Source organism: Rhodobacter sp. CZR27 (assembly GCF_002407205.1).
In the GTDB taxonomy this organism is placed as follows: Bacteria; Pseudomonadota; Alphaproteobacteria; order Rhodobacterales; family Rhodobacteraceae; genus Cereibacter_A.
Genome location: NZ_CP023548.1, coordinates 290,018 through 315,287, shown reverse-complemented (window position 1 = coordinate 315,287; position 25,270 = coordinate 290,018). Strand labels below are relative to the sequence as shown.

Genomic DNA, 25,270 nt, shown 5'->3' with positions numbered 1-25,270 from the left:
GAACCAGGCCGGACGGGTTGATCCCCTCCGGCCGCAAGTGTCGGTCCTGAAAGGATCAGAGGGCGAACATCAGCAGGAGCGCGACGAGGAACGAGAAGATCCCGAAGGCTTCCGCGAAGGCGATGCCGATGAAGAGGAACGCGGTCTGGCCGGGGGCGGCCGACGGGTTGCGCAGCGCACCCGACAGGAAGTTGCCGGCCACGTTGCCCACGCCGATCGCAGCGCCGCCCATGCCAGCGCAAGCCAGACCCGCGCCGATGTAGGCACCCATTTGAACGATATCGCCTTCCATGTCCGTCACTCCTTGATGCTGGAATTGGCTGAATTGGTGTATGCGGGGACCGCGGTCTCAGTGGTGCGGATGCAGCGCATCGCGCAGGTAGACGCAGGTCAGGATGGTGAAGACATAGGCCTGGATGAAGGCGACCAGCACCTCCATGGCGTACATCGCGGTGATGGCGACGATCGACAGCGGCGAGATCAGCGCGACCGCGGCAAAGCCCGCGAACACCTTGATCACCGCGTGGCCCGCCATGACGTTGCCGACAAGACGAATGGAATGGCTGACCGGGCGCACGAGATACGAGATCACCTCGATCACGGCCAGCACGGGGCGCAGGGCGAGCGGCGCCGACGAGACCCAGAAGAGTTCGAGGAAGTGCTTGCCGTGCTTCATGAAGCCGATGGCCGTCACGGTAATGAACACCGCCAGCGCCAGCACCACCGTCACCGCGACGTGCGAGGTGGTGGTGAAGGACATCGGGATCAGGCCGAGGAAGTTCGCGAAGACGATGAACATGAACAGCGTCATGATGTAGGGGAAGTACTTCACCCCGTCATGGCCGGTCACGTCCTCGACCATCCTGTAGACGAAGCCATAGGCGAGCTCGGCAACCGACTGGGTGCGCGAGGGCACGATCGCCCGGCGCCGCGTGCCCAGCACCATCAGCGCGACCACGCAGCAGACGGCCAGCGCCATCCAGACGGTCACGTTGGTGATCGTGTACCAGTGGACATCGGTGCCGCCGAAGAACGGACGGACGATGAACTGGTCCATCGGGTGGATTTGAAGGCCGCCGCTCTCTGCTTCCGTCGCCATGTCAACTTCCTCTGGTCTCGTCGTCGGGTTTCCCCGCACTCATCTGTGCCGCCGCCGCAGCGTCGCCCATCTTCCGGGCGGTCCCCATCATCGTCCTCACCCCGGCGGCGAAGCCGAACAAGGCAAAGAGCACCAGCATGATGGGCCGGGTCCCGAACAACTCGTCCAGCCCGTAGCCGATGGCCAGCCCGATCAGGACTCCGGTCACCAGCTCGATCACCATCCGCCAGGCCAGCTCGCCCTGCGACAATGCCTTGCCCGCCTCAGCGCCTTTCCCGGGCGGTTTTCCTTTCAGCTTCGCGAGCCGCGCCTCGAGGACCCGCATTCGCTCGGAGTCAGGATCTTCCGTCATCGGGGGATGTCCCTTCAGCAGTCGGCCGATACCTACGCAGCCCGCCCAGCCGAGTCAAGGAAGCTTTTCCCAAGAAATATTAACGCGTTTTCAGTGTCTTGGGCCATGGCCCGAACGCGTGAGCGCCCCCGCGGGCGCCCGGCCGGGGCAGTGAGGAAGGGTGCCACGTCATTCAACCGCATGGTTGACGATGCCGCAGGGCAGCGTAGCATCTGCCCATGCAAGACAAGCTCGACACGATCTTCTCCGCCCTCGCCGATCCCACGCGGCGCGAGATTCTGTCGATGCTGCTCGAGGACGACATGGCGGTCACCGACGTGGCCGAACCGTTCCGGATGTCGCTGGCCGCCATCTCGAAGCATCTTCAGGTTCTGGTCGAGGCGGGCCTGATCACGCAGGAAAAGCGCGGCCGGGTGAAGTGGTGCAAGCTGGAGCCCGACGCGCTGCGCGCCGCCTCGGTCTGGATGCAGGGCTTCGGGCAGTTCGAGCCGGTCCATCTCGACGCCTTCGAGCGCTTCCTCGCGCAGGAACTGGCCGAAGACCCGGCCGAAGCGCCTCAGGCAAACCACCCGGCATAGGTCTCGCGCAGCAGGTTCTTCTGCACCTTGCCCATGGTGTTGCGCGGTAACTCCGGCACCACCACGGCGGCCTTCGGCTGCTTGAACCGTGCCAGACGGCCGGCGACGGCGGCCAGCACCACCTGCGCGTCAAGACCCACCCCCGGACGCGGCACGAGGACGGCCAGCACCGCCTCGCCGAAGTCGGGATGCGGCACGCCGATCACCGCGCTTTCCAGCACGCCCGGCACCTCGTCGAGCAGCAGTTCGACCTCCTTCGGATAGACGTTGAAGCCGCCGGAGATCACCAGATCCTTGGCGCGCCCGACGATGTGGACGTAGCCCTCGGCATCCCGCGTGGCGAGGTCGCCGGTTATGAAGAAGCCGTCCGGGCGCAGTTCCTCGGCGGTCTTCTCGGGCATCTGCCAGTAGCCCTGGAACACGTTCGGGCCTCGGACCTCGATCACCCCGACCTCGCCTGGTGCTGCCTCGCGCCCGTCGGCCATGATCCGCAGCTCCACCCCCGGCAGGGGAAAGCCGACCGTGCCGGCCCGGCGCTCGCCGTCGTAGGGGTTGGAGGTGCTCATGTTGGTTTCGGTCATGCCGTAGCGTTCGAGGATGCGGTGACCGGTGCGCCGCTCGAACTCCTGGTGCGTCTCGGCCAGAAGCGGTGCGGAGCCGGAGATGAAAAGCCGCATGCCGGCTGTCAACTCGCGCGTCAGGCGCGCGTCGGAGAGCAGCCGGGTGTAGAAGGTCGGAACCCCCATCATCGCCGTCGCCTGCGGCATCAGCCGCAGGATCGCCTCGGGGTCGAAACCGGGCATGAAGATCATCGCCCCGCCGGTCAGCAGCACGATGTTCGAGGCGACGAACAGACCGTGGGTGTGGAAGATCGGCAGGGCGTGGATCAGCACGTCGCCATCGGTGAAGCGCCAGAGATCGGCCAGGACCTCGGTATTCGACAGCAGGTTGCGGTGGCTCAGCATCGCGCCCTTCGACCGACCCGTGGTGCCGGAGGTGTAGAGCAGCGCCGCCAGATCCTCGGGGCTCCGCTCTGCCGGCTCGATACTTTCGGGCTGGCCCTTGGACAACTGGCGCAGATCGCCGGAGCCGTCGGCGTTCAGCGTGATCAGCCGCGCGCCGTGGCGGGCCGCCACCGGTGCCAGCGCCTCGGCCCGCTCGCCGTCGCAGAGGAAGATCCGGGGCGTGGCGTTGCCAAGGAAATAGTCCACCTCGTCAGGGGTATAGGCTGGGTTCAGCGGCAGGAAGACCGCCCCCAGCGCGACAGCCGCGCCATAGGCGGCCAGCGCCTCGGGGCTCTTGCCGACCTGCGCGGCGATGCGGTCGCCGGCGGTCAGACCGGCTGCCCGAAGTGAATGGGCCTGACGCGCGACCAGCCGCAGGAAGGCGTCGCCGCTGATCCGGCGGCCATCCGGCAGGATCATCAGATCCGAGGCGCGCCCGGCCAGAGGGGCGAACAGGGCATCGTAGAGCGTGTTGGCCATCGGTCTCCCGCAATCAGAAATCGGGCTTCACGCCCGGCAGCTTCAACTCGATCAGCAGGTCGCGCACTTCCTGACGGGCGGCGATGTTGGACAGGCTGAGTTGCTCCACCCCCGTATCGCGCAGGTCCAGAAGCGTCAGGCCCCGCGGGAAGAGCTCGCGGAAGATCACCCGCTCGGAGAAGCCCGAGGCGACACGGAAACCGATCCGGCGCGACAGGTCCTCGAGCGCGGCGCCGACCTTCTTCTTGTTGTGCATCTGCTGCGTGCCGAGGCGGTTTCGCAGCACGATCCAGTCGATCGGCTTCAGCCCGGCTTGGGCGCGGAACTGCCGCGCGCTCCAGACCATCTCGGCATAGATCGAGGGGCCCTTCACCTTGCCGGTTTCGGGGTCCGTCCGCGCCAGCAGGTCGAAATCGACGAAACTGTCATTTAACGGCGTGATCAGCGTATCCGCCAGCGAATGCGCCACCTGGCTCAGCCGGGTGTGAGAGCCGGGGCAGTCGATCAGGATGAAATCGGACACCGGCTCCAGCGCGGACATCGCAGCGGCGAGACGCATGTCGAGCGGGTTCTCGCCCTCGGGCACCTCGGCGGGATCGACCTCGGGCAGCAAGCGATAGTCGGGCATCGGCAGCGCGAGTCCCACACTCGTCGCAAACGCCTGCCGGTTCTCGATGTAGCGGCCGAAGCTGCGCTGACGGAGGTCGAGGTCCAGCGCGCCGACGCGGAAGCCCAGCCGGACCAGCGCCGTCGCCACATGCATGCAGGTCGTGGATTTGCCCGAGCCGCCCTTCTCGTTGCCGACCACGATGATATGCGCCAAGGCCGCCGTCCCCCCTGCTGCCTTTCGCGGTTAGCCTCTGGCGGGCATTCGCGCAAGGGTGTGCCATGGGCTGCGGCATTTCCTCATGCCCGCAAGCGAAAGGGCGCGCCCTGCGGCGCGCCCTCCGATCAGTTCCGGCGGTCTCAGAACCCGAGGCCGGCGTACTTGTTCTTGAACTTCGACACGCGGCCCCCGGTGTCCATCAGCTTGGCGGTGCCACCGGTCCAGGCGGGATGCGCGAGCGGGTCGATCTCGAGCGCCATCTGTTCGCCTTCCTTGCCCCAGGTCGAGCGGACCTGGAACACGGTGCCATCCGTCATCCTGACGTCGATGAAGTGGTAGTCGGGGTGGATGCCCTTCTTCATGGCGCCGGTCCTTATTCCGATTTTTCTTTGTAGTTGGTGACTTCCGCGATCCGGGCCGACTTGCCGCGGCGCGAGCGGAGGTAGTAGAGCTTCGCGCGACGAACGCGGCCGCGACGCACCACCTCGATCGAGTCGATGTTGGTCGAGTAGAGCGGGAACACGCGCTCGACGCCTTCGCCGAACGAGATCTTGCGCACGGTGAACGAGGCCGAGATCGTGTTGCCGCCCTTGCGGCCGATCACAACGCCTTCGTAGTTCTGCACGCGCGAACGGGTGCCTTCGGTCACCTTGTAGCCGACGCGGACGGTGTCGCCGGCCTTGAAATCCGGGATGGTCTTGCCGAGGGCGGCAATCTGCTCCGCCTCGAGTTGTGCGATCAGGTTCATCGCAAGTCCTTTCCTCTGCTCGCGGTTTCCCCGCGAAGTGATGCCGCCTCAGAGCTCTCGGTCTTCGCCCGGGTCCCTACCGCGCGCCGCGCAGTAAGCCCGCCAGAGATCAGGCCTGCGTTCCTTCGTCAGCCTTTCGGCCTCGGCCTTCCGCCAGCGGGTGATGTTCGCGTGATGGCCGGACAGAAGAATCTCCGGGATCGCGCGGCCCTGCCAGACGGTCGGCCGTGTGTACTGCGGAAATTCAAGAAGTCCCTCCGAAAAGGATTCCTCTTCGGTGGACGCATGATTCCCGAGCACGCGCGGTATAAGCCGCACCGTCGCGTCGATCAAGGCCTGCGCCGCGATCTCGCCCCCGGTCAGGACGAAATCGCCCAAGGAAACCTCCTCGACGGCGTATTCGTCCAGCACGCGCTGGTCCACGCCCTCGAACCGGCCGCAGAGAAGCGTCAGCCCCTCTCCTCCCGCCCAGTCGCGCGCCTTCGACTGGCTGAACGGCACGCCGCGCGGCGAGAGGTAGACGACCGGCCAGCGCCGGCGATCCGTGGGCGTGCCGACCGAGGCCGCATCCAGCGCCTTGGCCACGATGTCGGCGCGCAGCACCATCCCCGCGCCCCCGCCGGCCGGATTGTCGTCGACGTTGCGGTGCCGGCCCTCGCCGAAGGGGCGCAGGTCGATCGTCTCGAGCGCCCAGAGCCCCATGTCGAGCGCGCGGCCCGTCAGCGACAGGCCCAGCGTTCCCGGGAAGGCCTCGGGGAACAGCGTGATCACCCGCGCCTGCCATGCCCCCTTGACGACAGGAGGCCCCGACAGTTCGCGCGGTTGAAGCGAGGGCCGGATGGACAGCCGGCCATGGGATTTTGGAGTCTCGGTCATGCGCGGGGGTATGCGGGAAACCGCCCCCCGCGGCAAGGCCCGCGGTCGGGATCAGGCGGCGCGGCCAAGCTCGAACGGCAGGCCCGCGGGCGCCTTGGCCCGGACGACGGCCGCGCGCAGCACCGGAACCGTCGGGCAATCGTCCTGCGCCTGCGGCCGCTGCGCCAGAAGGGACTGGAGACGCAGCGCGAGAAGCCGGAGCAGCGTGCGGTCGGTGCCGGCGATGCGCAGCGCGCGGACCGGCTCGGCCCGGCCCGGGCAGGTATCGGCCGCGGCGACCGAGGTGGCCTGCAGGATCAGCGCCCGGCGCGCGGCGATGCAGGGCGACGGCTCGGCCCGGATCCGCCGGTCCAGCGCATCGAGGAGCGCGGCACTGGTCAGCGAGGGCGCAAGATCGACCAGCCGCTTCATCAACTCGACCTCGTCGGTGTCGTCGGGCAGCCGGAAGAACGGCGCGACCAGCCGGTCGGCGCGCTGGCCTTCAAGCTCGATCGCCAGTTCCTCGGGCACCTCGTCAAGGAAGCCGTGGGCGAAGGCGATCTTCGCCGGATCGAGCGTCAGCCGCGAGAAGGGGATCGCGAGAAGCGAGATGGCGATCGCGGCGGACTCGGAAATCACGGGCGTCGCGGGAAGCATGCCGCCGATGGCCCGGCCAACGATGAAGAGGGCTGCGACCAGCAGGATCTGGGTGGCAACGGTCGCCGCCACGCGCAGGATGGCGGCCCCGTCGGACCAGCCGGCGCGATCCTGCGGCCATTGCGCGGGGCGCATCACCATCGTCCACATGACGAAGAGGGCGGCGAAGGCAGGCAGAACCGGAAGATCGTGCCGGCCGATGCCGGATACCAGCGGCCCGAGATACAGCATCGCGGTGAACAGGAGCGACAGGCGAAGTTGAAGGCCAAGTGACATCGGATCACCCTCTTGCGAACCCTTAACCGAGATATTCCCGCAAAAGTGGTGAAGACGTGGCGCGCTCGGCACCTTTCCGAGACGTCAGTCCAGCCCTTCGGGCGGGTCTGCCACAATCCTGCCTGCCGCCAGGTCCACCGTCGGCACCACGGCCCGGGTGAAGGGCAGCAGCAGCGGCTCGCGCAGCGCGCCACCGGTGATCTCCAGAATGTCGCCGGCGCCGTGGTTGTGCACGGCATGCACCCGACCGATCAGTGCCCCGCCAGTGTCGCGCACCTCGAGCCCGATCAGGTCGGCATGATAGAATTCATCGTCCCCCAGCGAGGGCAGACGCTCGCGGTCGGCATAGAGGCCCGTGCCGCGCAGCGCGTCGGCTTCCTCCTTCGTCGCCACGCCCGACAGGCGCGCGCCAAGGCCGCCCGCGACCGGGCGGGTCAGGGTGATGCGGAAGCTGCGGCTGCCGTCCTCGGTGAAGAGGGCGCCGTAGGAGGCGATATCGGTCGGCTCGGCGCAGAAGGACTTCAGGCGCACCTCGCCCTTCACCCCAAAGGCTCCGGCGATGGAACCCACGCAGACGCGGTCGGTCTTCGACATATGCGCACCCGGAAAGGAAAGGGCGGCCCCGTGGGGACCGCCCGGCAGTGTCACTCGGCCGAGGCGGCGGCGCGCTCGGCCTTCTTCTTGGCCAGTTCCGCCATGCGCTTGCCCGGGACGGCGGCCTTCGGGTTGTTGCGCACGGCCTTTTCCTTCAGGCCGGCGGCTTCCAGGAAGCGCGCGACGCGGTCGGTCGGCTGTGCGCCCTGGCCCAGCCAGTACTGCACGCGCTCGACATTCATCTTGATGCGGTCCTCGCTGTCCTTGGCGAGCAGCGGGTTGTAGGTGCCCAGCTTCTCGAGGAAGCGGCCGTCGCGCGGCATCCGGCTGTCGGACGCGACGATCGAGTAGTGGGGGCGCTTCTTCGAGCCGCCACGGGCGAGACGGATTTTCATAGCCATGGGTATTCTCCTGTTTGGCTGGCGGCCGGGCAGCGCCCGGTCATTTCTGCAGTTTCTCGTGGTGCCTGATCACTTCGGAGATGATGAAGTTCAGGAATTTCTTGGCAAATTCGGGATCGAGGTCGGCTTCCTTGGAGAGCCACTCCAGCCGCTCGATCTGGCGTGCCTCGCGCACGGGGTCGGAGGGCGGCAGATCATGCTCGGCCTTCAGCCGCCCGACCGCCTGGGTCTGCTTGAAGCGTTCGGCGAGCGTATAGACCAGGATGGCGTCCAGCCGGTCGATGCTGTCGCGATGCTCGCGCAGCAGCGCCTGCGCGCGCGCGGTGGCATCGGCCGGCGGGACCTCGGCAGGATCGGGACGCGGCGCACTCATACGGAAACCTCCGGCACGGGATGACGGTAGACGAGCACGCCGTCCAGCGTGCCGGGATCGAGCCGCGCGCCCAGCCGTTCGGCAAGCCGGCGCGAGCGGAAGTTGTCCGGGGCGATGCAGGACACCAGCCGCGGCAGGCCCAGCGCCGTGAAGGCATGGTGGCGCGCGGCCTCGGCGGCCTCCTGCGCATAGCCCTGCCCCTCAGCCTCGGCCGTGAACAGGAAGCCGAGTTCCGGATCGGGATCGCCCGGCTCCATGCCGATCAGCACGAAGCCCAGAAGGTCGGCGTCGAGTTCGACCGACCACAGGCCGTGCCCGCGCAGGAGCCAGGTGGCCGTCATCCGGCAGAAGTCGTCCCACGCCTCGGCCCGCGGCAGCGGACCGCCGATATGGCGCCCACGGTCCGAGCCGACGATCTCGGCATAGGTCGCGAAGTCGTCCAGTCGCGGCGCGCGCAGGCGCAGGCGGCGCGTGGCGATCTCGGGCACGGCACCCGCAACGCCGGCCGCCTGCATCGCGCAGGCGCGCGTGATCGGATGGCTCCAGGGGCTGGTCATGCGCGTGCCTCGGGGCCGGTGTGGCGGAAGACGAGGGTCGGGCCATCGCCGGGGAAGGCGGCGCCCGCATCGCGCACCGCGCCCAGCCGTTCGGCCAGCGCGATGGAGCGGGCGTTGTCGGGGTGGATGTAGCTGACGGCGGTCTTCCAGCCGAGGTTCTGGAAGGCGTGCCGGCGCGCGGCCTCGGCCGCCTCGCGGGCAAAGCCCTGCCCCTCGCCGGCATCGCTGAACACCGTCCAGCCCAGTTCCGGCTCGGGCCAGCCCTCGGGGAACCACGGGCCGGCCATGCCCAGCGCCTCGTCGCTGCCTCGGCGGGTGAAGAAGAACATGCCATAGCCGCGCAGCACCCAGTGCCCGACCATGTGGCCGAACGACCGCCACGCGAGTTCGCGCGTCAGACGGCCGCCGGTGAACCTGGCGCGGTCGCTGGTCAGGTAGCCGGCCACGGCCTCCCAGTCGCGGGCGGCGGGCATGCGCAGCGTCAGCCGTTCGGTGGCGATGGCGGGGCTGCCGGTGACCGAGATCATGCGTAGGCCTCCATCCCGCCGTCGTCCTCGGACGGATGGCGGTAGATGTGGATGAGGCGGTCGCCTTCCTCCAGCACCCGCTCCAGCGTGGCACCCAGACGACGCACGAGGGACAGGCTGCGGCGGTTCTCGGCATCGATCATGGTGATCAGCGGCCCCATGCCCAGCGTGCCCTGCATATGCGCGCGGACGGCAAGCGCGGCCTCGTAGGCATAGCCCTTGCCCTCGAACCCCTCGTAGAGGTGCCAGCCCAGTTCCGGCTCCGGCCAGCCGATGTGGTTGATGACGCCGGCGCGGCCGACGAAGGCGCCGTCCCGGGTGTCGATCGACCACATGCCGTAGCCCCGCAGCGCCCAGTGGCCGATGCCCGCAAGGAAGATCCGCCAGGTGCCGAAGCTGTCCTGCCGCCCGCCGATGAACCGTGTGCGGTCGCTTTCGCCGAAGGCGATCATCGCGGGCAGGTCGCTCTCGCGCGGCTCGCGCAGGATCAGCCGCTCGGTCTCGAGGACGGGGATGTGGAAGGGAAGCGTGCTCATCGCGCCCTCCGACCATGCGCGGCCGGCCGCGAAACCGCGGTCAGGGCCGTCGCAAGAGGAAGGGCGCGCGAGGTCATTTCTTCTTGCCCAAGCCCGAGAGGCCGGCCGGCAGCTTCAGCCCGCCACCCGGCATTCCGGGGAAGCCGCCCATGCCGCCGGGCATCTTGCCCTTCATCGCCGCCGCCGCGGCCTGCATCTCCTCGGGCGTGACATTGGACATGTCGGGCATGCCGCCCTTGCCCATCATCTGCTTGAGGGCCTGCTTCATCATGCCCCCCTTGCCCATCTTCTTCATCATGTCCGCCATCTGGCGGTGCTGCTTGAGCAGGCGGTTCAACTCCTGCACCTCGAGCCCCGCGCCGGCCGCGATCCGCTTCTTGCGGCTCGCCTGCAGAAGGTCGGGGTTCGCCCGCTCCTTCTTGGTCATCGAGTTGATCAGCGCCACCTGACGACGGATGAACTTGTCGTCGAAGCCCGCTTCCTCGGCGGCCTTCGACATCTTGCCCATGCCGGGCAGCATGCCCATCATGCCCTGGATGCCGCCCATCTTGAGCATCTGCTCCAGCTGCATCTTCAGGTCGTTCATGTTGAAGAGGCCCTTCTGGAACCGCTTCATCATCTTGGCGGCCTGCTCGGCCTCGAAGGTCTCCTGCGCCTTTTCGACAAGGGCGACGATGTCGCCCATGCCGAGGATCCGGCCGGCGATCCGCTCGGGCTCGAAGGTCTCGATGGCGTCCATCTTCTCGCCGAGGCCGACGAAGCGGATCGGCTTGCCGGTGACCGCGCGCATCGAAAGCGCGGCACCGCCGCGGCCGTCGCCGTCCATCCGGGTGAGCACCACGCCCGAGATGCCGACCTTGCCGTCGAACTCGGTCGCGACGTTCACCGCGTCCTGACCGGTCAGGCCGTCAACCACCAGCAGCGTCTCGCGCGGGTTGGCGATGTCGCGAACCGCCTGAACCTCGTCCATCAGCACTTCGTCGATGTGCAGACGGCCCGCGGTATCGAGCATGATGACGTCATAGCCGCCCATCGACCCTTGGGTCTTCGCGCGCTTGGCGATCTGGACGGCGGTCTCGCCCTTGACGATCGGCAGCGTGTCCACGCCGATCTGCGCGCCGAGGATCTGCAGCTGCTCCATCGCCGCCGGGCGATTGGTGTCGAGCGAGGCCATCAGCACCCGCTTGCCCTGCTTCTCGTTCAGACGCTTGGCCAGCTTGGCCGTCGTCGTCGTCTTGCCCGAGCCCTGCAGGCCCACCATCAGGATCGTCGCGGGCGGGTTGTCGATCTTCAGCGCATCCGCCGGCCCGTCGCCGCGCAGCACGGTGACCAGCTCGTCATGGACGATCTTCACGACCTGCTGGCCCGGGGTCACCGACTTGGTGACGCCCTGCCCAGTCGCCTTCTCTTGCACGCGCTTCACGAAATCGCGCGCGACGGGAAGCGAAACGTCGGCCTCGAGCAGCGCCACGCGCACTTCGCGCAGCGCGGTCGCCACGTCGTCCTCGGTCAGCGCACCCTGCTTGGTGAGCCGCTCGAACACGCCGCCAAGGCGTTCGGACAGACTTTCGAACATCGCGGTCTCTCCCGACCTGTTGAACTCTGCCCCGACCTAGGACGGGACGGCAAAAATCACAACGGCACCCATGGGCGCATCGCGCTGATGGGTGGCGATCCCGACTCATGGCCGGGACCGGAGGCTCCAACGGAACTCCGGAAATCTCGGGGGCGATACGCCGGATGACCGTCCGAGTCAAGCATTGCAGGGCCGGCGCGCCGGGATGGTGGCCCGACGGCGGTCGCGCCCCCGCGCGCCATTGGACCACGCCGCACGCCGCCCTATGCTGTGCGCCAGCGAACATTCTGCCGGGCATGAAGGATGAGGCGGCCGCGATGAGCTTCGAGGACTGGGACGAGATCCGCACCGCCTTCCAGGTTGCCCGCCTCGGCACGGTTTCGGGCGCGGCCGAGGTCCTCGGCGTGCACCACGCCACCGTCATCCGCCACATCGACGCGCTCGAGAAGCGGCTGGGTGCGCGCCTGTTCCAGCGCCACGCCCGCGGCTACACCCCGACCGAGGCGGGGCGCGACCTGCTTCTCGTCGCGCAGACCACGGAAGAGCAGTTCAACCAGCTCGCCAGCCGCATCAAGGGGCTGGGAGAGACCGTGGCGGGCGAACTGGTGGTCACGTCGCTCGCCGGCTTCTCGCCGCTCGTCACGCCGGTGCTTGCCTCGTTCCAGGAGAAGCACCCCGGCGTCATCGTGCGGTTCCTGACCGACATGCGCCTGTTCCGGCTGGACTACGGCGAGGCCCATGTGGCGATTCGCGCCGGCGCCATGCCCGAGGAGCCCGACAACGTCGTCCAGCCCCTCGTCCGCATGCGCCACGCGCTCTATGCGGCGCCGGCCTATGCGGCACGGCAGGGGCTGCCCTCGGGACCGCAGGACTTCGGCCTCCACCGGTTCGTCGGCGCGGACGTGCCGCGCGCGCCCTATCACCGCTGGATGCGCGACCATGTGCCGGCCGACCGGATCACCTTCCGCGCCTCCGAGGTGGCCGCGCTCGAGGATGCCGTCCGCGCCGGAGCGGGCCTGGGCTTTCTTCCGGTGATGTCCGCCGCAGGCAGCGACCTGATCGAGATCCTGCCGCCGCGCCCCGAATGGGAGGCACCGGTCTGGCTCGTGACGCATGTGGACCTGCACCGCACCCTGAAGGTGCAGAGCTTTCTGAACCACCTCAAGGAGGCGGCACGGTCCTGGGAGGGGATCTAGGTGGGCCGCCCCTGTGGAACCTGCCCCGGGGGCCGCGCCCTGTCGGCGCGGGCGGCCAGCACCTGCGCAGGCTCGGCCAGGGCGACGGCCTTCAGCCGCGCCACCACCAGGTCGCCCGGCTTCAGGGCCAGCCGGTCCCATGATTTGCGCGACACCCGCGACAGCAGCGCCGCCCCCGGGCCGTCCTGGCCGAGGCGCAGGCGGACGGTGATCTGGTGGTTCCCCGCAGGCTCCGCCCCTTCGATCCGGGCCGGCAGCGCGTTCAGGATCGTGGTGTCCAGCGCCGCATGGCGGCCGAGGCTCACGTCGCTGGCCGGGATGCGCAGGCGGCGGCGGGTGCCGTGCGGCCCGAGGTCGCCCGGCACCGTCACCACCCCGCCCGGCACCCGCACGTCCGTGAGGCCATAGGCCGGGTCGGTCGCGATCACCTCGCCTTCGATGACGGCCGCAGGCTCCGGCATGTGGATCAGCGGCAGGGCCGGATCCGCCAGCAGGTCGGCGATGGGCCCCGCCGCGCGCACGCGGCCCGCCTCCATCAGCACCAGCGTGTCGGCCAGCCGCTCGACCTCGGCAATGTCGTGACTGACGTAGAGCACCGGGATCGACAGCGTCGCGTGCAACCGCTCGAGATAGGGCAGGATCTCGTCCTTGGAAAAGCGGTCGAGCGCCGACAGCGGCTCGTCCATCAGCAGAAGCCGCGGCTGGGACAGGAGCGCCCGGCCGATCGCCACGCGCTGCCGCTCGCCGCCCGAAAGGCTCGGCACCGGGCGGTCGAAGAGAGGCGCGATGCCGAGCAGGTCCACCACCTCGTCCGTGCCGATCCGCACCGCGCCCTTCGAGCGGCGCAGCCCGAAGCGCAGGTTCTGCTCCACTGAAAGGTGGGGGAAAAGGCTTGCCTCCTGAAAGACGTAGCCAATGGCGCGGCGGTGCGGCGGCAGGAAGCGCCGGCCCTCCTGCCAGGTCTCGCCATTCACCCGAAGACTGCCCTGGGGAAGGCGCAGGAGCCCCGCCACTCCGCGCAAAACGGTCGTCTTGCCGCAGCCCGAGGGGCCGAAAAGCGCGGTGACCCCCTCGCCCGGCACGGTGAAGGAGGCATCGATGTCGAAGCTGCCGAGACGGCCGCGGAACCCGGCCTCGATCATCGCCGCGACCCGTTCAGCCGACGCTCGACCAGCATCATGGCGAGGATGACGAGGAAGGACATGACCAGCATGCCCCCCGCCAGCACATGCGCCTTGCCCCATTGCAGTGTCTCGACGAAGTCGAAGATCGTGACCGACAGCACCTTGGTCTGGCCGGGGATGCCGCCGCCGATCATCAACACCACGCCGAACTCGCCCAGCGTATGGGCAAAGCCGAGGATCGCGCCGGTGAAGATCCCCGGCAAGGCCAAGGGCAGCGCCACGGTGAAGAAGGCGTCGAGCGGCGAGGCCCGCAGCGTGGCGGCCACCTCCATCGGCCGGTCGCCCATCGCCTCGAAGGCATTGCGGATCGGATTGACCACGAAGGGCAGCGAATAGATCACCGACCCCACCACCAGCCCCTCGAAGGTGAACGAGAGCTTCCGCCCCAGAAGCGCGGTGAGCGGCGAGTTCGGCCCCATCGCGATCAGCAGATAGAAGCCGAGCACCGTCGGCGGCAGGACGATCGGCAGCGAGACGACCGCGCCCACGATCTCCTTCCGGAGACCGCCGGCGCGCGCCAGCCACCAGGCCAGAGGGGTCCCCACCAGCAGCAGCAGGACGGTCGTGACGGCGGCCAGCTTCAGCGTCAGCCAGATCGTCGTCATCATCGCCGCATCGAACAGCGGGGTTCCCTCGGCCATGCTCACTCACCCACGGCGTAGCCGTATTTCCCGATGATGGCTGTCGCCTCGGGGCTTTTCAGGAATTCGACATAGGCCCGGGCCGCCTCGCTCGCCTCGCCCTTCTTCAGCAGCACCGCATCCTGCCGGATCGGGGTGTAAAGCTCCTGCGGGACGATCCAGCGCGAGCCCTTGTCGTCCGCGACGATCTGGCTGAGCGCGACGAAGCCCACGTCCGCGTTGCCGGTGGCCGCGAACTGGTGGGTCTGGCTGATGCTCTTGCCCTGCACGATCTTCGGCTCCAGCGCCTCGAACACGCCGAGATGTCTCATCACCTCGACCGCCGCGGCACCGTAGGGCGCGGTCGCGGGATCGGCAATGGCGACATGGGTCAGGCTTGCGTCCTTCAGCGCGGCCCCGGTGCCGTCGATCCTCGCGGGGTCGGCGCTCCAGAGCACGAGCTTGCCCACCGCATAGGTGAAGCGGCTGCCGGGCACCGCGAACCCGTCGGCCTCGGCCTTCTCGGCCCGGGTCTGGTCGGCGGACAGGAAGACATGGAACGGCGCGTCCTGCGTGATCTGGGTGTAGAGCTGCCCCGACGCGCCGAAGCTGTAGGTGACGGTGTTCCCTGTCGCCTTCCGGAAGGCCGTGCCGATCTCGGTCGCGGCATCGGTGAAGTTCGCGGCGACGGCGGCAAGGATTTCCTCGGCCCGGAGGGGCGCCGCAAGAACGACCGAGACGATCAGCGCGCCGCAGGTCGCGCGCAGGGCGTTCCTGAGTGATGACATGGAACTTTCCTTTTCGCTGGTTGAAGATGGGCCGGCCCCTGCGCGGGGTCAGGGCATGGCGAGGATGACGTGGCTCGCCTTGAAGAGCGCGGTCGCCGTCGCGCCGGGAGCGAGGCCGAGGTCGTCTGCGCTCTTGCGGGTGATCATCGCAGTGATGGTCTTGCCGTCGCCGAGGTCGAGCGTGACCTCGCTGTTGACCGGGCCATCCTCGCGCGCCGAGACCGTGCCGGTCAGCCGGTTGCAGGCCGAGATGCGGCCCGGATTGTCGCCGGCGGAGAGCATCACGAAGGTCGCCTTGATCAGCGCGAAGACCTGCGCGCCCTCCTGCAGCCCCATCTCCTCGGCGCTGCGCTCGGTGATGACCGAGGTGAGCCGGTGCCCGTCGGTCAGCATCAGCTCGACCTCGGCACTGACGGCGCCCTGGGTGACGCGGGTGACGGTGCAGCGAAAGGTGTTGCGGGTGCTGGTCTGCATCATGAGTCTCCTGAGGGTGTTTATCGCGCCGCCGGGTGAGGCGGCGAAGCCGGTGTCGATGACGGCAAGCGCCTTGCCGAGCGAGGTTTCGAGCATGGAAAAGCAGTCGATCAGGGCATGGCCGGCCCGCGTGACACGGGCGCCGCCGCCAGCCCTTCCGCCGGGCGAGGCCGCCACCAGCGGATGGGCGAACAGGTTGTTCATCGTTCCCACCGCGGCCCACGCGGCCTTGCAGGACAGGCCGACCTCCCTCGGCGCGCTCGCGATCGAGCCCTGCGCATCGATCGCGCGGAGAAGCCGGATCCGGTCACCGCCCACCCGGGGAGCGTCCTCGCGCTGCAGGGTCAGCGCCGCCTTCAGCTTGCCGTCGGACATCGAGGTTTCTCCGGGATCACCGTTATGTAGTTTCGCAATATAGCGATGAGCGATCAGGTTCAAGCGTCTCGTTCGGAGGCTGGCCTATACAGCGCGATCGAGCGAGGCTTTCGGGCCAGCGGCGCCCTGCGACAGGGCATCCGGAAGGCCGGGCGCACGAAATTGCGGCGACCGGCCCGCCCGATGATCAGGATTTCGCCAGGATACGGCTTCCGCCGCCGGGCTGCCGCTTCGCATCCCGCCCTCTGAGAATGGAATGGACCGTGGCCGGAACGCCTGGCGGCGGGCGCTCCGCCCCGCCGAAAGCATGCGGCTGGCCGTTCGGGGAAAGCTCCCGCCGGGAGGGAAATGCATTGGTGCACCCGGTGAAGCACGCGCGATGCAGGTGCCGGACGCAAGACCCGATCGCGTCCTCCCGGGCCGCCAGGCGATGCGGCCTCCGGATGGCACCTTGTCATGGCGCCGGCGATGGCGCTTGGCCTGCCGGTCCTTGTCCCGGTTCCGCCTCCGGAAGTGGCTCGACTGCACGCAGGGGCTGACAGAGCGGCTGTCGCCCGCGCCGGGATCGCTCCAAGGCTGGCGGGACAACCTGCCAAGGCGCCCCGCGCCGATCGGCGCGGCATGTCAGGCGGCTGCGCCGGCCCGGTCGCCGCGCGCGTCCCCGGCAGACAGGTTCCGCGGCACGGACCGCGTTTCGGGAGGCGGCCCCGCCGGTGCGGCGGCGTGCTCAGGGCAGCGCGAGGATCACGTGGCTGGACTTCACCAGGGCGGTGGCCTCGTCGCCGACGCGCAGGCCCAGAGTCTCGGCGCTCTCGCGGGTGATGGTCGCGGCGAGCGTCCGGCCGCCGCCGAGATCCAGCACGACCTCGCTGTTCACCGGCCCGTCGGTGCGCGACGTGACGGTGCCCACCAGCCGGTTGCGCACCGAGAGCGCGCCGACCTCCCTCCCCTTCGCCACGATGACAAAGCTCGACTTCACCAGCGCGAAGACCTCGACACCGGGGGCGAGGCCCATGTCGGCGGCGCTCCGCCCGGTGATGACGGCGACAAGGCTCTGGCCGCCGCCGATGTCCATCGTGACCTCGGCGCTGACCGTGCTTTCGGTCACGGCCGTGACGACCGATCGATAGGCGTTGCGGGCAGAGGTCTTCATCATCAGGCTCCAGAGGATGTCGCCGGGGTCGAGGTCGATCTGCGTCTCGAGGCTGGTGACGACGCGCTCCAGACCCTCGCGGATCGCCGTGAAGGCGGCGATCACCTTCTCGCCCGCCGGCGTCAGGGTCGCCCCTCCGCCCGCACGGCCCCCGGGAGCGGCCGTCACGAGCGGGCTTGCGAAGAGATTGTTCATGGCATGGACACCGTCCCACGCCGCCTTGTAGGACAGGCCGATCTCGCGTGCCGCGGCCGAGATCGACCCCGTGCGCCCGATTGCCGCCAGCAGTGCCACCCGGTCGGCACCCATCCGGGCCCCGGATCGCTCCAGCGTCAAGGCGCTTTGCACCGTGCCCGTCATCGCCCGCTCCTTCTCATGCCCTGTCGCCTTCATAGCGCGCGACGCATCGCTTCACCACCGTCCTGCCGGACGGCCTCCGTCACCTCGGGCACACCGCTGAAGCAGGCTTCAAGGAGTCGCTCGGGCTACTGCTGAAGCTGTTGAACCGTCGCCATGGTCAGGCGCCCGGATTGAGGAACGCGCCGCGGACGTCCCCCACACCCGGGCCGAGGTCGAGGACGACCCGGAGCCCACGCGTCCCAGCCGTCGCGCGATACCCTCTGCGGCCTGGGCACGCCGGACAGGCAGGCATGTTCGAGGCAAGGCAGCACGGGGCCGGAGCGGTGAAGACATGGAACCGCCTGTCAGGGACCCGCAGTTCCTCCATCAGTGACAGGTTACTGGCGAACGGGTTCACTTCGGAACGGTCGTCGGGCTGAGTTGCGCCAGATAGCCTTCGGCCAGCGCTTCCAGTTGCGCCGCGGGGCGTTGATCGGGATGTCCCAAGCTCGCCACGACTACCGCCAGTTGGCGTTGCCGTTGTCGCAGCGGGCGCTGCGACCGTCGCTGTCCACCTTGCGCGGCCCGCTCTTGGGCCGCCACGCCGGCCTCGGCAAACAACATGCGGCGCATGACCCGTGTTCTCATGATTCACGCTGTTTATCCTGGCTGGCTCCGCGACGATCCGACCGAAGGCGTGCGCAAGCTCAAGCGAAAAGCAGACAGGCTTGTGAGGTGGGAAGAAGAGCAGATTGCGCGGTTCACCGATCTCCACAAGCCCGGCTCGCGTGCGCATCTGGCCCTGTCCCTGCTGCTGCACACCGGGCAGCGGTGGAGCGGCATTGTGCGCATGGGCCGACAGCATATCCGGAGGCTGTGCTGACGATCGTGCAACAACAAACCGGCGGGAAAGTGAATGTTCCCCCGCGCCACGGGCCTCGGGCGGCAATCGACGCCTGCCCGAAGGATCACCACAAGTTCCTGATGACGGCGCAGAGCCCTTCACGCCGGCCTCACGAACTGGTTGTGCGCCATGGTGTGCGAAGCAGATCTGCCGGACAACCTGTCGCCTCCGCGCACGCTGTCCGAGCTGCAACACGGCTATCGGAAGCTTCGCTCGCGCAAGTGAGCCGCGAGTAGGGCATCAATCAGAAGGCGGCGGCGAAGTGGCGCAAAGCGGGCGGAGGTGGAAGATCTGAACACGGGGCCGAAGGAGCCGCACTCCACGGTCCTGACCGGTGCCGAGGAGGCGACGGTCGTGGCCTTCCGGCGCCACACGCTGCTGCCGCTGGATGACTGCCTCTACGCCCTGCAGCCGTCCATCCCGCATCTGACCCGCTTTGCCTTGCACCGATGCCTCCAGCGCTAAGCGATCGAGCCATTGGAGCGCCATCGCTCCGAGAGACAACGGCCAAGCATCCAGTTTGCCGAGCAGCCTCGCAACAGCGACACCGCCTGGTCGGGGCAGCTGCGCTTCGACATTCGAGGCACACGGGACCAAACACCGCCTGACCAAGCCGAACCACCCTTGGACCAACGATCAAGTCGAGCGCAAGAACCGCACGATCAAGGGCGCGACCGTCAGCGCTGATCGTGCAGGACCAGCTGAAGCTCGATCCGCATTCGGGCGTGACGGTAGTCTTCCGCTCGAAGCGGGGCGACAGACTGAAGATCCTGGTCTGGGACGGCAGTGGCCTCGTGCTGATCTACAAGCGGCTCGATCAGGGCAGCTTCGCCTGGGTGAAGACCGGACCCGAAGGGATCGATCCGTCCAGTGGACGGATCGACGGGACGAACGCTCGAAGCGCCGGGGTCCAGGACGGGGTCATGCGGCTGTCCCGGGCGCAACGAACAGGGCCATGCCAGCGTCGCTCGCCCATGTCGCCTGAAGCGCGAGTTTCGCGGCTAGCGTGGCGTCCGCTTCGATGAAGGGCACATGCGGCGGGCCATCGCCCGCGCCTTTCTCTGCGAGCGCACGGACCGGCACCCAGCCGTCGCAGTAGCCGAACACCACGTCGGCATAGATCGCGATCATTTCAGCGTCGGGCGCGACGTCATCGGGCACGATGGTGTCGGACGGGACCGTCATGCCCAGCACCGTTCCCGCCACGCACAGAAGCGACATTCGAAGTGGTCGGGGTCGGCCGTGTGGCGGGGAAGAATTTCACCCGCATCACAGGCGCGCAGGATCGTCACCGCCTTGTCGCTGGCGGACTGGGCGAGTGCGGCATCGAACGGCACGAGTTCGTGCCAGATCTCGCACGTGTCCTTGTTGATCGCCGTGAAGAGCGCGGGCGCCTCGGTCAGGCCGAGATAGGCTTGGTAGAGCGCGATCTGCGCGGCGTAGACTGGCTTGGCCTTTCCGACGCCGTGCTTCGCGATTTCCCGCCAGTTCTTGGCGTTCGCCGATTTGCACTCCCAGAGCGCAGGAACCGCCATGCCGTTCGGCGCGGCGACGACCACCCCGTCGGCATGGCCTTGCACACGTCCGCCCACGACCGAGAAGCCGAACTGATCGCCATGGCGATTGCGCGTGCGAAGGTCGAACCCGGCCCTGCGCAGCCAGACGATGGCCAAGTCTTCGAGAACGTGCCCGAGCGCGAAGATCCGCAGGGACTTGCCCGAGAACCCGGCAGCCGGGTCCTTCGGCGTCTTCAGGTATTCGTACTGCAGCCTGCGCTGGCAGATGTCACCCAGCCGACTGCCTCCGAGATAGTCGCGTTGGGGACGTTCGGCCTGTTCCGCGATAAGGGCGGTGTCGATGCAGGTATTGACGGTGTCCGCGAAACTGGGCGGCTTCTCCCGATGGTTGAAGTCGAAACCGGCGTCCATCAGAACGGCACCTCCGGATCGGGCCGGGGCGCGCTGGTCTGCATCGCCTCCTGGAAGCCATCGACGGCGGCCGCCGCGATCGCGAGCGCTTGTGCCTCGGTGAGATCGGCGAACCGCGTGGCCCATCCGATCTCGGCCATGAGTTCCGCCATGTTACGGAGGGCTGCGCGCAGAGCTGCCTGTTCGCGTTCGTCTGGATCTATCATGCGCCGACCCCGCTAGTGGGCGCTGGCGTGCTGGAATGCGGGATGGCGCAGCGCGCCGGGTAGATGCTGTTCATGGGAGAGCTCCAGATGCTCTCCTCACCTACCGGCGGGGGTGGCGGACTGTCGGATGGCGCGCACAGAACCTTACGGGAACACAATCTTGTGGCGAGCGCGATTCCTTCCTAATCTTGCGGACCGTAACAATTTAAGGAGCAACGAGGCCGATGCCAGCATTTAATCCAAGGATTTTCAGCAACCCAGCCCGCCTCAAGCATATTGCTCCCGCGAGACTGAAAGCGTTTCTTGAGCCTTGGAAGGACTACTTCAAGTCCCGCAAGCTCGACCTCGCCGCGTGTTCGACAGATGACATGCCGCTCGATGCCATCGCTGACGTACTCATGAATCCCGATGCTTCAGTTCCCGAGGACATGGTCAACGCGCTCTATTACGTGCACGAAACCGCGTCCCATGAGGCGATGGACGAGTTGCTCGACCGCGCAGCAGCTGCGGGCATCGAGATCGACAAGGATCACGAGGTTTCGTTGGCCGATGTTTCGGTCCAGATCTGGCTTGCTCAGCCCATGCTGCTTCAGCGCCAGCATGCCGAAACCGTGGCGTTCCAGCGTTCCAACTTCATGTATTTCGCAGGTTCGCGCCCGCAGAAAAAGACCGCAGCGCTGCCGTCCATCTCAGACGCCATTGCGAAGACCATGCAGGACCGGATGGACAACTGGTTCGAGGTGAAGCGACGCGGCCGCAACAGCCGGATTTTCGCGTTCCCGCGAGGCGAGAAGATCTGGCTGCTCGTGCGGCACGGCATGCCGATGCGCCGGGAAGGGAAGCACCAGGACGACGGTGAAAGCGGAATTGCGTTCTATCGGCCCCAACAACATGACGTGCTGATCTACGACAGTATGACCGACGAGATCGGCGTGAACGCCGGAACGAAGGGCGAGCGCGAACTCTATCTCAAGACGTTCGGTGAGGCGCTGTTCGGCAGCGAGGATTATTTCGATCGCTCCGAGCGATACACACTCGATCCGCTGCGCGAACTGGGGCCGGATGCAATGGCGCATGGGGATATCGAGGGAATTGCCGGTGTGCGCTTCGTGGAGTTCGGCCGTCGATGGCCCGGTAAATTTTCGGAGATGGAAATTCGTAAGTCGGAGGACCTGTTCAAGGCCTATGGCGAAAACTGGGAGAAGCGGCTCACTGGCGGCGCGTTCACGCACGCGACCTTCAAGTTTGCATTCGAAGGCAGCAAGCGGGAGCGGTCCGTGACGATAAGGCCCGCGAACATTGCGCGCTATGAACGGGAGTCTGACGAAGAGGTCATCGAAGCCTGGCTGAAGGCTCGCGGGTTCTGGGCGATTCCGGCAGGGGCGGATGACGATGCGGATTTCGAAGTTCTGGAAAGCGCTTGATGCGCTGACCGATGCTGCGACCGACCGGCGCGAATGGGCCAGCCTGTTGGGCGATGAATTCGCCTGCGTGGTTGTCGACGAGCCCGGCTGTTGTCTCCCACTGTTGCGATCGACCGGAACGCGAACGACGAGCATCGCCTGCCCATCACCGGGCGGTGACGGGTGCCCCCGTCAAGTCGTGCACCATGACGACGGCACCATCCGCGCTGTCTGTGGTGACAGCCCTAAGGCCTGCGCCGATCTCGACCTTAACAAGAACGACATCATGATCTACGGCCTCGACCGTGTCGGATTGGCTCGGAGCATTGCTGCCGCACTCGATCTGTCCGACCGGCCCGCAAGCTTCGACCGTCGACCGGTCTTCAGGATCGGCTCACATGATGTGTTTGCAGGCCGGGGTTTCCCTGTTTTCCTGACGGTTCCGGGGCCGCTTGCACGCGAGGACGTGGCGCAATTTGACGACGTGATTACCCACCCGGGACCCAAACTGGTACTGGCCCCGACCTCCTCATCAATCCCGCCGCAACTTGCCGCCGCTCTGGATCGCGAAGGCGTTATGCGCATGGCGCTTGAGGATCTGGTCCACCTTGATGACCGCGGGCAATTGCAGCCTTGCCAGCCATCGACCGTCGTGTTCGCCGATCTCCGCGCTCAGATCGCGAGCGGAACGGATAACGCAGTCTCTAACCTGGCGTGGGCGCTGCCGAGCAACGCGCGATGGGAGGAAATCGGGATCCGCTTCGTCGCCGATGAAGTCGTTATCGTGAGTTTCCGGGGCGAGACCCGGAGGTTCGAGCCCGATGGGCTCGGGCTGAAGAGCGCCAAGAATGGCAAGCCGAAAGCGGCGTGGACCTACCTGAAGGCGTTCGCGATGCAGGGCGGCAGGCTCCCCGTCCATCATGCCAAGAGCGCCGAGACCTCGAGGCACCAGAAGCAGAAGCAGACGCTGTCCAAGGCGCTGCGTGCCGCCTTCGGGATCGCCGACGATCCGCTACCCACGGTCGGGGCCGAGTATGTCGCCCGTTTCGTGGCGAATGCCGATGACCTCCAGCAAGGCAGACAGGGACAGTCCCGACGAAAATTCGCTGACTGACCTCAATAATTTCTTTGAAAGAGTTCGCCGCTCAAGCCGCTGAAATCCAACCGGGTTTCAGCGGTTTCTCTTTGTGCTGAGCCCGCCAAGGCCGCCGCTCCAACGAATTTTCGCCGGTCCCGGTCACTCGGGCCGCGTGCCCGTCCACCTGGACGAAGGCGAAACTTCATGGAGCGTTTCCACCCCATTTGCGACGCGCGCTCGCGCGTCTCTCGCAACATCTGTCACCGGGCCGAACGGCTGGCGCGTTCGGGCGCAATCCCCGGCATGGACGCCGAGGACATCAAGCAGGACCTGCGTCTGCACCTTTATCGCAGGGATGCCAAGTTCGACCCCTCCCGCGGTCAGTACGACACGTTCGCAGACCGCGTTCTGGCGAACCGCATTGCCACGCTGGCCGCGCCAACCGAACGCCTCCGGGTCGAACGGGCGTGGATTGACTTCGACACCCCGTCCGAAGGTCGCGGCGATGACGCAGTGCTGGCGCTCGCGGAAACCCTTCCGGAAAGCGCAGCGCCGCACGCCGGGTCGGCCCGGTCACCGGATGAGGCCTTCGGCCTCGTTCGCGATGTCCGGCGGTTCCTGGCGGGCCTGACCCCGGCGTGCCGGGACCTTGCACTGGCGCTGATCGACATGTCGCCCACCGAAGCGGCGCAGGCACTCGGGATCCATCGCAGCACAGTCTACGCCCGGCTTGGCACCATCCGGAAGGCGGCCGAAGCGCTTGATCTCGCGGCATATCTCGGCACGGCCCCGACAGTTCCGGATGCCCGCCGGTAGATGATGACAGGACCGGCCAAGACCCGGTCCTGCCAAGTTTCATGCCGGGCCCTCGGAGGAATGCAACACCCCCGCTCGGGGAAACACTCCGACCGCAAGCTCCAGGGCGGCGTCAGGCCCGGCAGCAGTCTTCCCGACGATCCCTGGACACCAACCGACGAAAGCACGGAGCACCACAATGTTCACGACCTCCCCCCTGAAACGCCTGCGCCAGTCGAGCTGGATGGAGGCGATCCCCGATACGATCGATGTGCCGGCCTTGTCCGACCGGGCGGGCCGCTCGGTGCCGATCGAGCGTGCCACGGTTGACGAGATCGAGTTCGCCCTCGTTGCCCTCGCGAAGCAGCAATCTGCCATGTATCGGCTGACCAGCGCGCTTGGCGATGTGCTGAAGATGGCACGCCGCCAGGGCGCTGGTGGCGCTGATATCGCCATCTCGGCCGCGGCCCGCGATCTGGATGCCAGCAGGTGAGCGCCCCTTTCGGCGCCGGACCGATCCGGATCATCACTGCAGACGAACGCTTGCGCGAGGCGCGCGGCATCAAGGGGGTGCTCACGGGCACCTCCGGGATCGGCAAGACCACCCAACTGCTGACCCTCGATCCGCAGCGCACGCTGTTCCTGAACCTCGAGGCTGGCGAATTGGCCGTTCAGGGCTGGCCCGGCGACGAAGTCCGTATCCGGGACTGGGAGGTCGCCCGCGATCTTGCGGCCTGGATCGGTGGAGCCAATCCAGCCATGCGAGATGACCAGCCCTACGGCATGGGGCACTTCGCTCGGGTCTGTGCGTCGTTCGGACCGGCAAGCCAGCTCGACAAGTACGATACGGTCTTCGTCGACAGCATCTCGGTTGCCTCCCGCATTTGCCTGCAATGGTGCAAGGGCCAGCCGCAGGCGCAGTCCGACCGCACCGGCAAGGCGGACCTGCGCGCAACCTACGGATTGCTCGGCCAGGAGATGATCGGCTGGCTCACGCATCTGCAGCACACGCCCGCCAAGAACATCTGGCTGGTCGGTCTCCTCGACAGGAAGCTGGACGACTTCGGCAAGCCCTACTTCTCGATGCAGATCGAAGGGTCCAAGACAGGACTGGAACTCCCTGGAATCGTTGATGAAGTCATCACACTGACCGAGCTGCGCCCTGAGAAGGGCGAGCCGTTCCGTGCCTTCGTCTGCACCACGATCAACGACTTCGGCCTGCCTGCGAAGGATCGCAGCGGGCGGTTGTCGATGATCGAGCCTGCCCATCTCGGGCGGCTCATGGCGAAGATCCGGGGGCCGCGTCCCGAGGGAGCGTCCCGCCTCAACTTCGACCTCCCGGCGGCGGCTGCCGCGCCTCATTCCCCGACGACGAAAGGAGCATGACC

Annotated in this window: 34 protein-coding genes and 1 pseudogene; 10 read left to right on the top strand and 25 right to left on the bottom strand. The window is 67.4% G+C overall.

Going from position 1 to position 25,270, the window contains the following annotated elements; genetic code table 11:
- Positions 1 to 55: 55 nt before the first annotated feature.
- From CK951_RS01615 to CK951_RS01605, 3 genes are read right to left on the bottom strand one after another with little or no spacing between them, the layout of a single operon-like run.
- Positions 56 to 292 (bottom strand): F0F1 ATP synthase subunit C, encoded by a 237-nt coding sequence (locus CK951_RS01615; RefSeq protein ID WP_096784502.1) that lies wholly within the window; start codon positions 290 to 292, stop codon positions 56 to 58.
- A 57-nt stretch (positions 293 to 349) separates the two neighbouring features.
- Complete coding sequence (locus CK951_RS01610; RefSeq protein WP_096784501.1) at positions 350 to 1,099, bottom strand: F0F1 ATP synthase subunit A; 750 nt, start codon at positions 1,097 to 1,099, stop codon at positions 350 to 352.
- Position 1,100: 1 nt separating this feature from the next.
- Positions 1,101 to 1,451 carry an AtpZ/AtpI family protein gene (locus CK951_RS01605; protein WP_096784500.1) on the bottom strand — a complete coding sequence of 117 codons (351 nt, stop codon included), beginning with the start codon at positions 1,449 to 1,451 and terminating at the stop codon, positions 1,101 to 1,103.
- Between the two features lie 218 nt (positions 1,452 to 1,669).
- On the opposite strand from CK951_RS01605, the gene CK951_RS01600 reads away from it, so the two are divergent.
- Positions 1,670 to 2,029, top strand: coding sequence for a helix-turn-helix transcriptional regulator (locus CK951_RS01600; RefSeq protein ID WP_096784499.1), 360 nt, complete (start codon positions 1,670 to 1,672; stop codon positions 2,027 to 2,029).
- Here the strand turns inward: CK951_RS01600 and CK951_RS01595 are convergent.
- From CK951_RS01595 to ffh, 13 genes are all read right to left on the bottom strand, one after another.
- Positions 2,008 to 3,513, bottom strand: coding sequence for a malonyl-CoA synthase (locus CK951_RS01595; protein ID WP_096784498.1), 1,506 nt, complete (start codon positions 3,511 to 3,513; stop codon positions 2,008 to 2,010). The genes CK951_RS01600 and CK951_RS01595 overlap by 22 nt on opposite strands.
- A gap of 13 nt (positions 3,514 to 3,526) precedes the next feature.
- Positions 3,527 to 4,336 carry a division plane positioning ATPase MipZ gene (locus CK951_RS01590; protein WP_096784497.1) on the bottom strand — a complete coding sequence of 270 codons (810 nt, stop codon included), beginning with the start codon at positions 4,334 to 4,336 and terminating at the stop codon, positions 3,527 to 3,529.
- A 143-nt stretch (positions 4,337 to 4,479) separates the two neighbouring features.
- On the bottom strand, positions 4,480 to 4,701 hold the full coding sequence (gene rpmE / locus CK951_RS01585; RefSeq protein WP_096784496.1) for a 50S ribosomal protein L31: 222 nt from the start codon (positions 4,699 to 4,701) through the stop codon (positions 4,480 to 4,482).
- 11 nt (positions 4,702 to 4,712) lie between these two features.
- Positions 4,713 to 5,087, bottom strand: a complete 375-nt coding sequence (gene rplS / locus CK951_RS01580) for a 50S ribosomal protein L19 (protein ID WP_002721387.1) — start codon at positions 5,085 to 5,087, stop codon at positions 4,713 to 4,715.
- Positions 5,088 to 5,135: 48 nt separating this feature from the next.
- Complete coding sequence (gene trmD, locus CK951_RS01575) at positions 5,136 to 5,963, bottom strand: tRNA (guanosine(37)-N1)-methyltransferase TrmD (RefSeq protein ID WP_096784495.1); 828 nt, start codon at positions 5,961 to 5,963, stop codon at positions 5,136 to 5,138.
- A 51-nt stretch (positions 5,964 to 6,014) separates the two neighbouring features.
- Positions 6,015 to 6,875 carry a hypothetical protein gene (locus CK951_RS01570; protein ID WP_096784494.1) on the bottom strand — a complete coding sequence of 287 codons (861 nt, stop codon included), beginning with the start codon at positions 6,873 to 6,875 and terminating at the stop codon, positions 6,015 to 6,017.
- A gap of 84 nt (positions 6,876 to 6,959) precedes the next feature.
- Positions 6,960 to 7,469, bottom strand: coding sequence for a ribosome maturation factor RimM (gene rimM / locus CK951_RS01565; RefSeq protein WP_096784493.1), 510 nt, complete (start codon positions 7,467 to 7,469; stop codon positions 6,960 to 6,962).
- A 50-nt stretch (positions 7,470 to 7,519) separates the two neighbouring features.
- The gene (rpsP, locus tag CK951_RS01560; protein WP_096784492.1) at positions 7,520 to 7,870 is read right to left on the bottom strand and encodes a 30S ribosomal protein S16; all 351 of its coding nucleotides are present in this window, start codon (positions 7,868 to 7,870) and stop codon (positions 7,520 to 7,522) included.
- Positions 7,871 to 7,910: 40 nt separating this feature from the next.
- Positions 7,911 to 8,243 carry a chorismate mutase gene (locus CK951_RS01555; RefSeq protein ID WP_096784491.1) on the bottom strand — a complete coding sequence of 111 codons (333 nt, stop codon included), beginning with the start codon at positions 8,241 to 8,243 and terminating at the stop codon, positions 7,911 to 7,913.
- Positions 8,240 to 8,800: a GNAT family N-acetyltransferase gene (locus CK951_RS01550; RefSeq protein WP_096784490.1), complete on the bottom strand. Its 561-nt coding sequence runs from the start codon at positions 8,798 to 8,800 to the stop codon at positions 8,240 to 8,242. Before CK951_RS01550 ends, CK951_RS01555 begins: the two co-directional genes overlap by 4 nt.
- Positions 8,797 to 9,327: a GNAT family N-acetyltransferase gene (locus tag CK951_RS01545; RefSeq protein ID WP_096784489.1), complete on the bottom strand. Its 531-nt coding sequence runs from the start codon at positions 9,325 to 9,327 to the stop codon at positions 8,797 to 8,799. Before CK951_RS01545 ends, CK951_RS01550 begins: the two co-directional genes overlap by 4 nt.
- A complete protein-coding gene (locus tag CK951_RS01540) occupies positions 9,324 to 9,863 on the bottom strand; it encodes a GNAT family N-acetyltransferase (protein WP_096784488.1) in 540 nt (179 codons plus the stop codon). The genes CK951_RS01545 and CK951_RS01540 overlap by 4 nt, the downstream gene beginning before the upstream one ends.
- Before the next feature lie 73 nt (positions 9,864 to 9,936).
- Complete coding sequence (gene ffh / locus CK951_RS01535; RefSeq protein WP_096784487.1) at positions 9,937 to 11,439, bottom strand: signal recognition particle protein; 1,503 nt, start codon at positions 11,437 to 11,439, stop codon at positions 9,937 to 9,939.
- Positions 11,440 to 11,756: 317 nt separating this feature from the next.
- Here ffh and CK951_RS01530 point away from each other — a divergent pair, with 317 nt between their 5' ends.
- Positions 11,757 to 12,635, top strand: coding sequence for a LysR family transcriptional regulator (locus CK951_RS01530; protein WP_096784486.1), 879 nt, complete (start codon positions 11,757 to 11,759; stop codon positions 12,633 to 12,635).
- Here CK951_RS01530 and modC read toward each other — a convergent pair.
- The 6 genes from modC to CK951_RS20915 all read right to left on the bottom strand — a co-directional run bounded on the left by modC (position 12,632) and on the right by CK951_RS20915 (position 18,201).
- Positions 12,632 to 13,777 (bottom strand): molybdenum ABC transporter ATP-binding protein, encoded by a 1,146-nt coding sequence (gene modC, locus CK951_RS01525; RefSeq protein WP_096784485.1) that lies wholly within the window; start codon positions 13,775 to 13,777, stop codon positions 12,632 to 12,634. The genes CK951_RS01530 and modC overlap by 4 nt on opposite strands.
- Entirely contained in the window at positions 13,774 to 14,460 is a 687-nt protein-coding gene (modB, locus tag CK951_RS01520) for a molybdate ABC transporter permease subunit (RefSeq protein ID WP_096784484.1), read from the bottom strand. The genes modC and modB overlap by 4 nt, the downstream gene beginning before the upstream one ends.
- Positions 14,461 to 14,462: 2 nt before the next feature.
- The gene (modA, locus tag CK951_RS01515; RefSeq protein WP_096784483.1) at positions 14,463 to 15,227 is read right to left on the bottom strand and encodes a molybdate ABC transporter substrate-binding protein; all 765 of its coding nucleotides are present in this window, start codon (positions 15,225 to 15,227) and stop codon (positions 14,463 to 14,465) included.
- A 48-nt stretch (positions 15,228 to 15,275) separates the two neighbouring features.
- Entirely contained in the window at positions 15,276 to 16,139 is an 864-nt protein-coding gene (locus CK951_RS01510; RefSeq protein ID WP_232520660.1) for a TOBE domain-containing protein, read from the bottom strand.
- 664 nt (positions 16,140 to 16,803) lie between these two features.
- Positions 16,804 to 17,589 (bottom strand): TOBE domain-containing protein, encoded by a 786-nt coding sequence (locus tag CK951_RS01505; RefSeq protein ID WP_096787132.1) that lies wholly within the window; start codon positions 17,587 to 17,589, stop codon positions 16,804 to 16,806.
- 393 nt (positions 17,590 to 17,982) lie between these two features.
- Positions 17,983 to 18,201, bottom strand: coding sequence for a hypothetical protein (locus CK951_RS20915; RefSeq protein WP_157764496.1), 219 nt, complete (start codon positions 18,199 to 18,201; stop codon positions 17,983 to 17,985).
- On the opposite strand from CK951_RS20915, the gene CK951_RS01500 reads away from it, so the two are divergent.
- From CK951_RS01500 to tnpB, 3 genes and pseudogenes are all read left to right on the top strand, one after another.
- The gene (locus CK951_RS01500; protein WP_157764495.1) at positions 18,200 to 18,451 is read left to right on the top strand and encodes a hypothetical protein; all 252 of its coding nucleotides are present in this window, start codon (positions 18,200 to 18,202) and stop codon (positions 18,449 to 18,451) included. The genes CK951_RS20915 and CK951_RS01500 overlap by 2 nt on opposite strands.
- Positions 18,452 to 18,711: 260 nt before the next feature.
- Positions 18,712 to 18,934: pseudogene (locus tag CK951_RS21530) on the top strand (IS481 family transposase); the annotation flags it as partial.
- 227 nt (positions 18,935 to 19,161) lie between these two features.
- Positions 19,162 to 19,497: an IS66 family insertion sequence element accessory protein TnpB gene (tnpB, locus tag CK951_RS22050; protein ID WP_157764494.1), complete on the top strand. Its 336-nt coding sequence runs from the start codon at positions 19,162 to 19,164 to the stop codon at positions 19,495 to 19,497.
- On the opposite strand, the gene CK951_RS21270 is transcribed toward tnpB, so the two are convergent.
- The 3 genes from CK951_RS21270 to CK951_RS01480 are packed head-to-tail and all read right to left on the bottom strand — an operon-like array spanning position 19,394 to position 20,606.
- Positions 19,394 to 19,657 (bottom strand): hypothetical protein, encoded by a 264-nt coding sequence (locus tag CK951_RS21270; protein WP_198402382.1) that lies wholly within the window; start codon positions 19,655 to 19,657, stop codon positions 19,394 to 19,396. The genes tnpB and CK951_RS21270 overlap by 104 nt on opposite strands.
- On the bottom strand, positions 19,654 to 20,400 hold the full coding sequence (locus CK951_RS01485; RefSeq protein WP_096784479.1) for a hypothetical protein: 747 nt from the start codon (positions 20,398 to 20,400) through the stop codon (positions 19,654 to 19,656). Before CK951_RS01485 ends, CK951_RS21270 begins: the two co-directional genes overlap by 4 nt.
- Positions 20,400 to 20,606, bottom strand: a complete 207-nt coding sequence (locus tag CK951_RS01480; RefSeq protein ID WP_096784478.1) for a DUF6511 domain-containing protein — start codon at positions 20,604 to 20,606, stop codon at positions 20,400 to 20,402. The genes CK951_RS01485 and CK951_RS01480 overlap by 1 nt, the downstream gene beginning before the upstream one ends.
- Before the next feature lie 224 nt (positions 20,607 to 20,830).
- On the opposite strand from CK951_RS01480, the gene CK951_RS01475 reads away from it, so the two are divergent.
- The 5 genes from CK951_RS01475 to CK951_RS01455 all read left to right on the top strand — a co-directional run bounded on the left by CK951_RS01475 (position 20,831) and on the right by CK951_RS01455 (position 25,268).
- The gene (locus tag CK951_RS01475; protein WP_157764493.1) at positions 20,831 to 22,030 is read left to right on the top strand and encodes a hypothetical protein; all 1,200 of its coding nucleotides are present in this window, start codon (positions 20,831 to 20,833) and stop codon (positions 22,028 to 22,030) included.
- Complete coding sequence (locus CK951_RS01470) at positions 21,999 to 23,123, top strand: hypothetical protein (protein ID WP_157764492.1); 1,125 nt, start codon at positions 21,999 to 22,001, stop codon at positions 23,121 to 23,123. The genes CK951_RS01475 and CK951_RS01470 overlap by 32 nt, the downstream gene beginning before the upstream one ends.
- A gap of 168 nt (positions 23,124 to 23,291) precedes the next feature.
- Positions 23,292 to 23,903 (top strand): helix-turn-helix domain-containing protein, encoded by a 612-nt coding sequence (locus CK951_RS01465; RefSeq protein ID WP_096784475.1) that lies wholly within the window; start codon positions 23,292 to 23,294, stop codon positions 23,901 to 23,903.
- A 178-nt stretch (positions 23,904 to 24,081) separates the two neighbouring features.
- A complete protein-coding gene (locus CK951_RS01460) occupies positions 24,082 to 24,375 on the top strand; it encodes a hypothetical protein (protein WP_096784474.1) in 294 nt (97 codons plus the stop codon).
- Entirely contained in the window at positions 24,372 to 25,268 is an 897-nt protein-coding gene (locus CK951_RS01455) for an ATP-binding protein (protein WP_232520659.1), read from the top strand. Before CK951_RS01460 ends, CK951_RS01455 begins: the two co-directional genes overlap by 4 nt.
- Positions 25,269 to 25,270 lie beyond the last annotated feature (2 nt).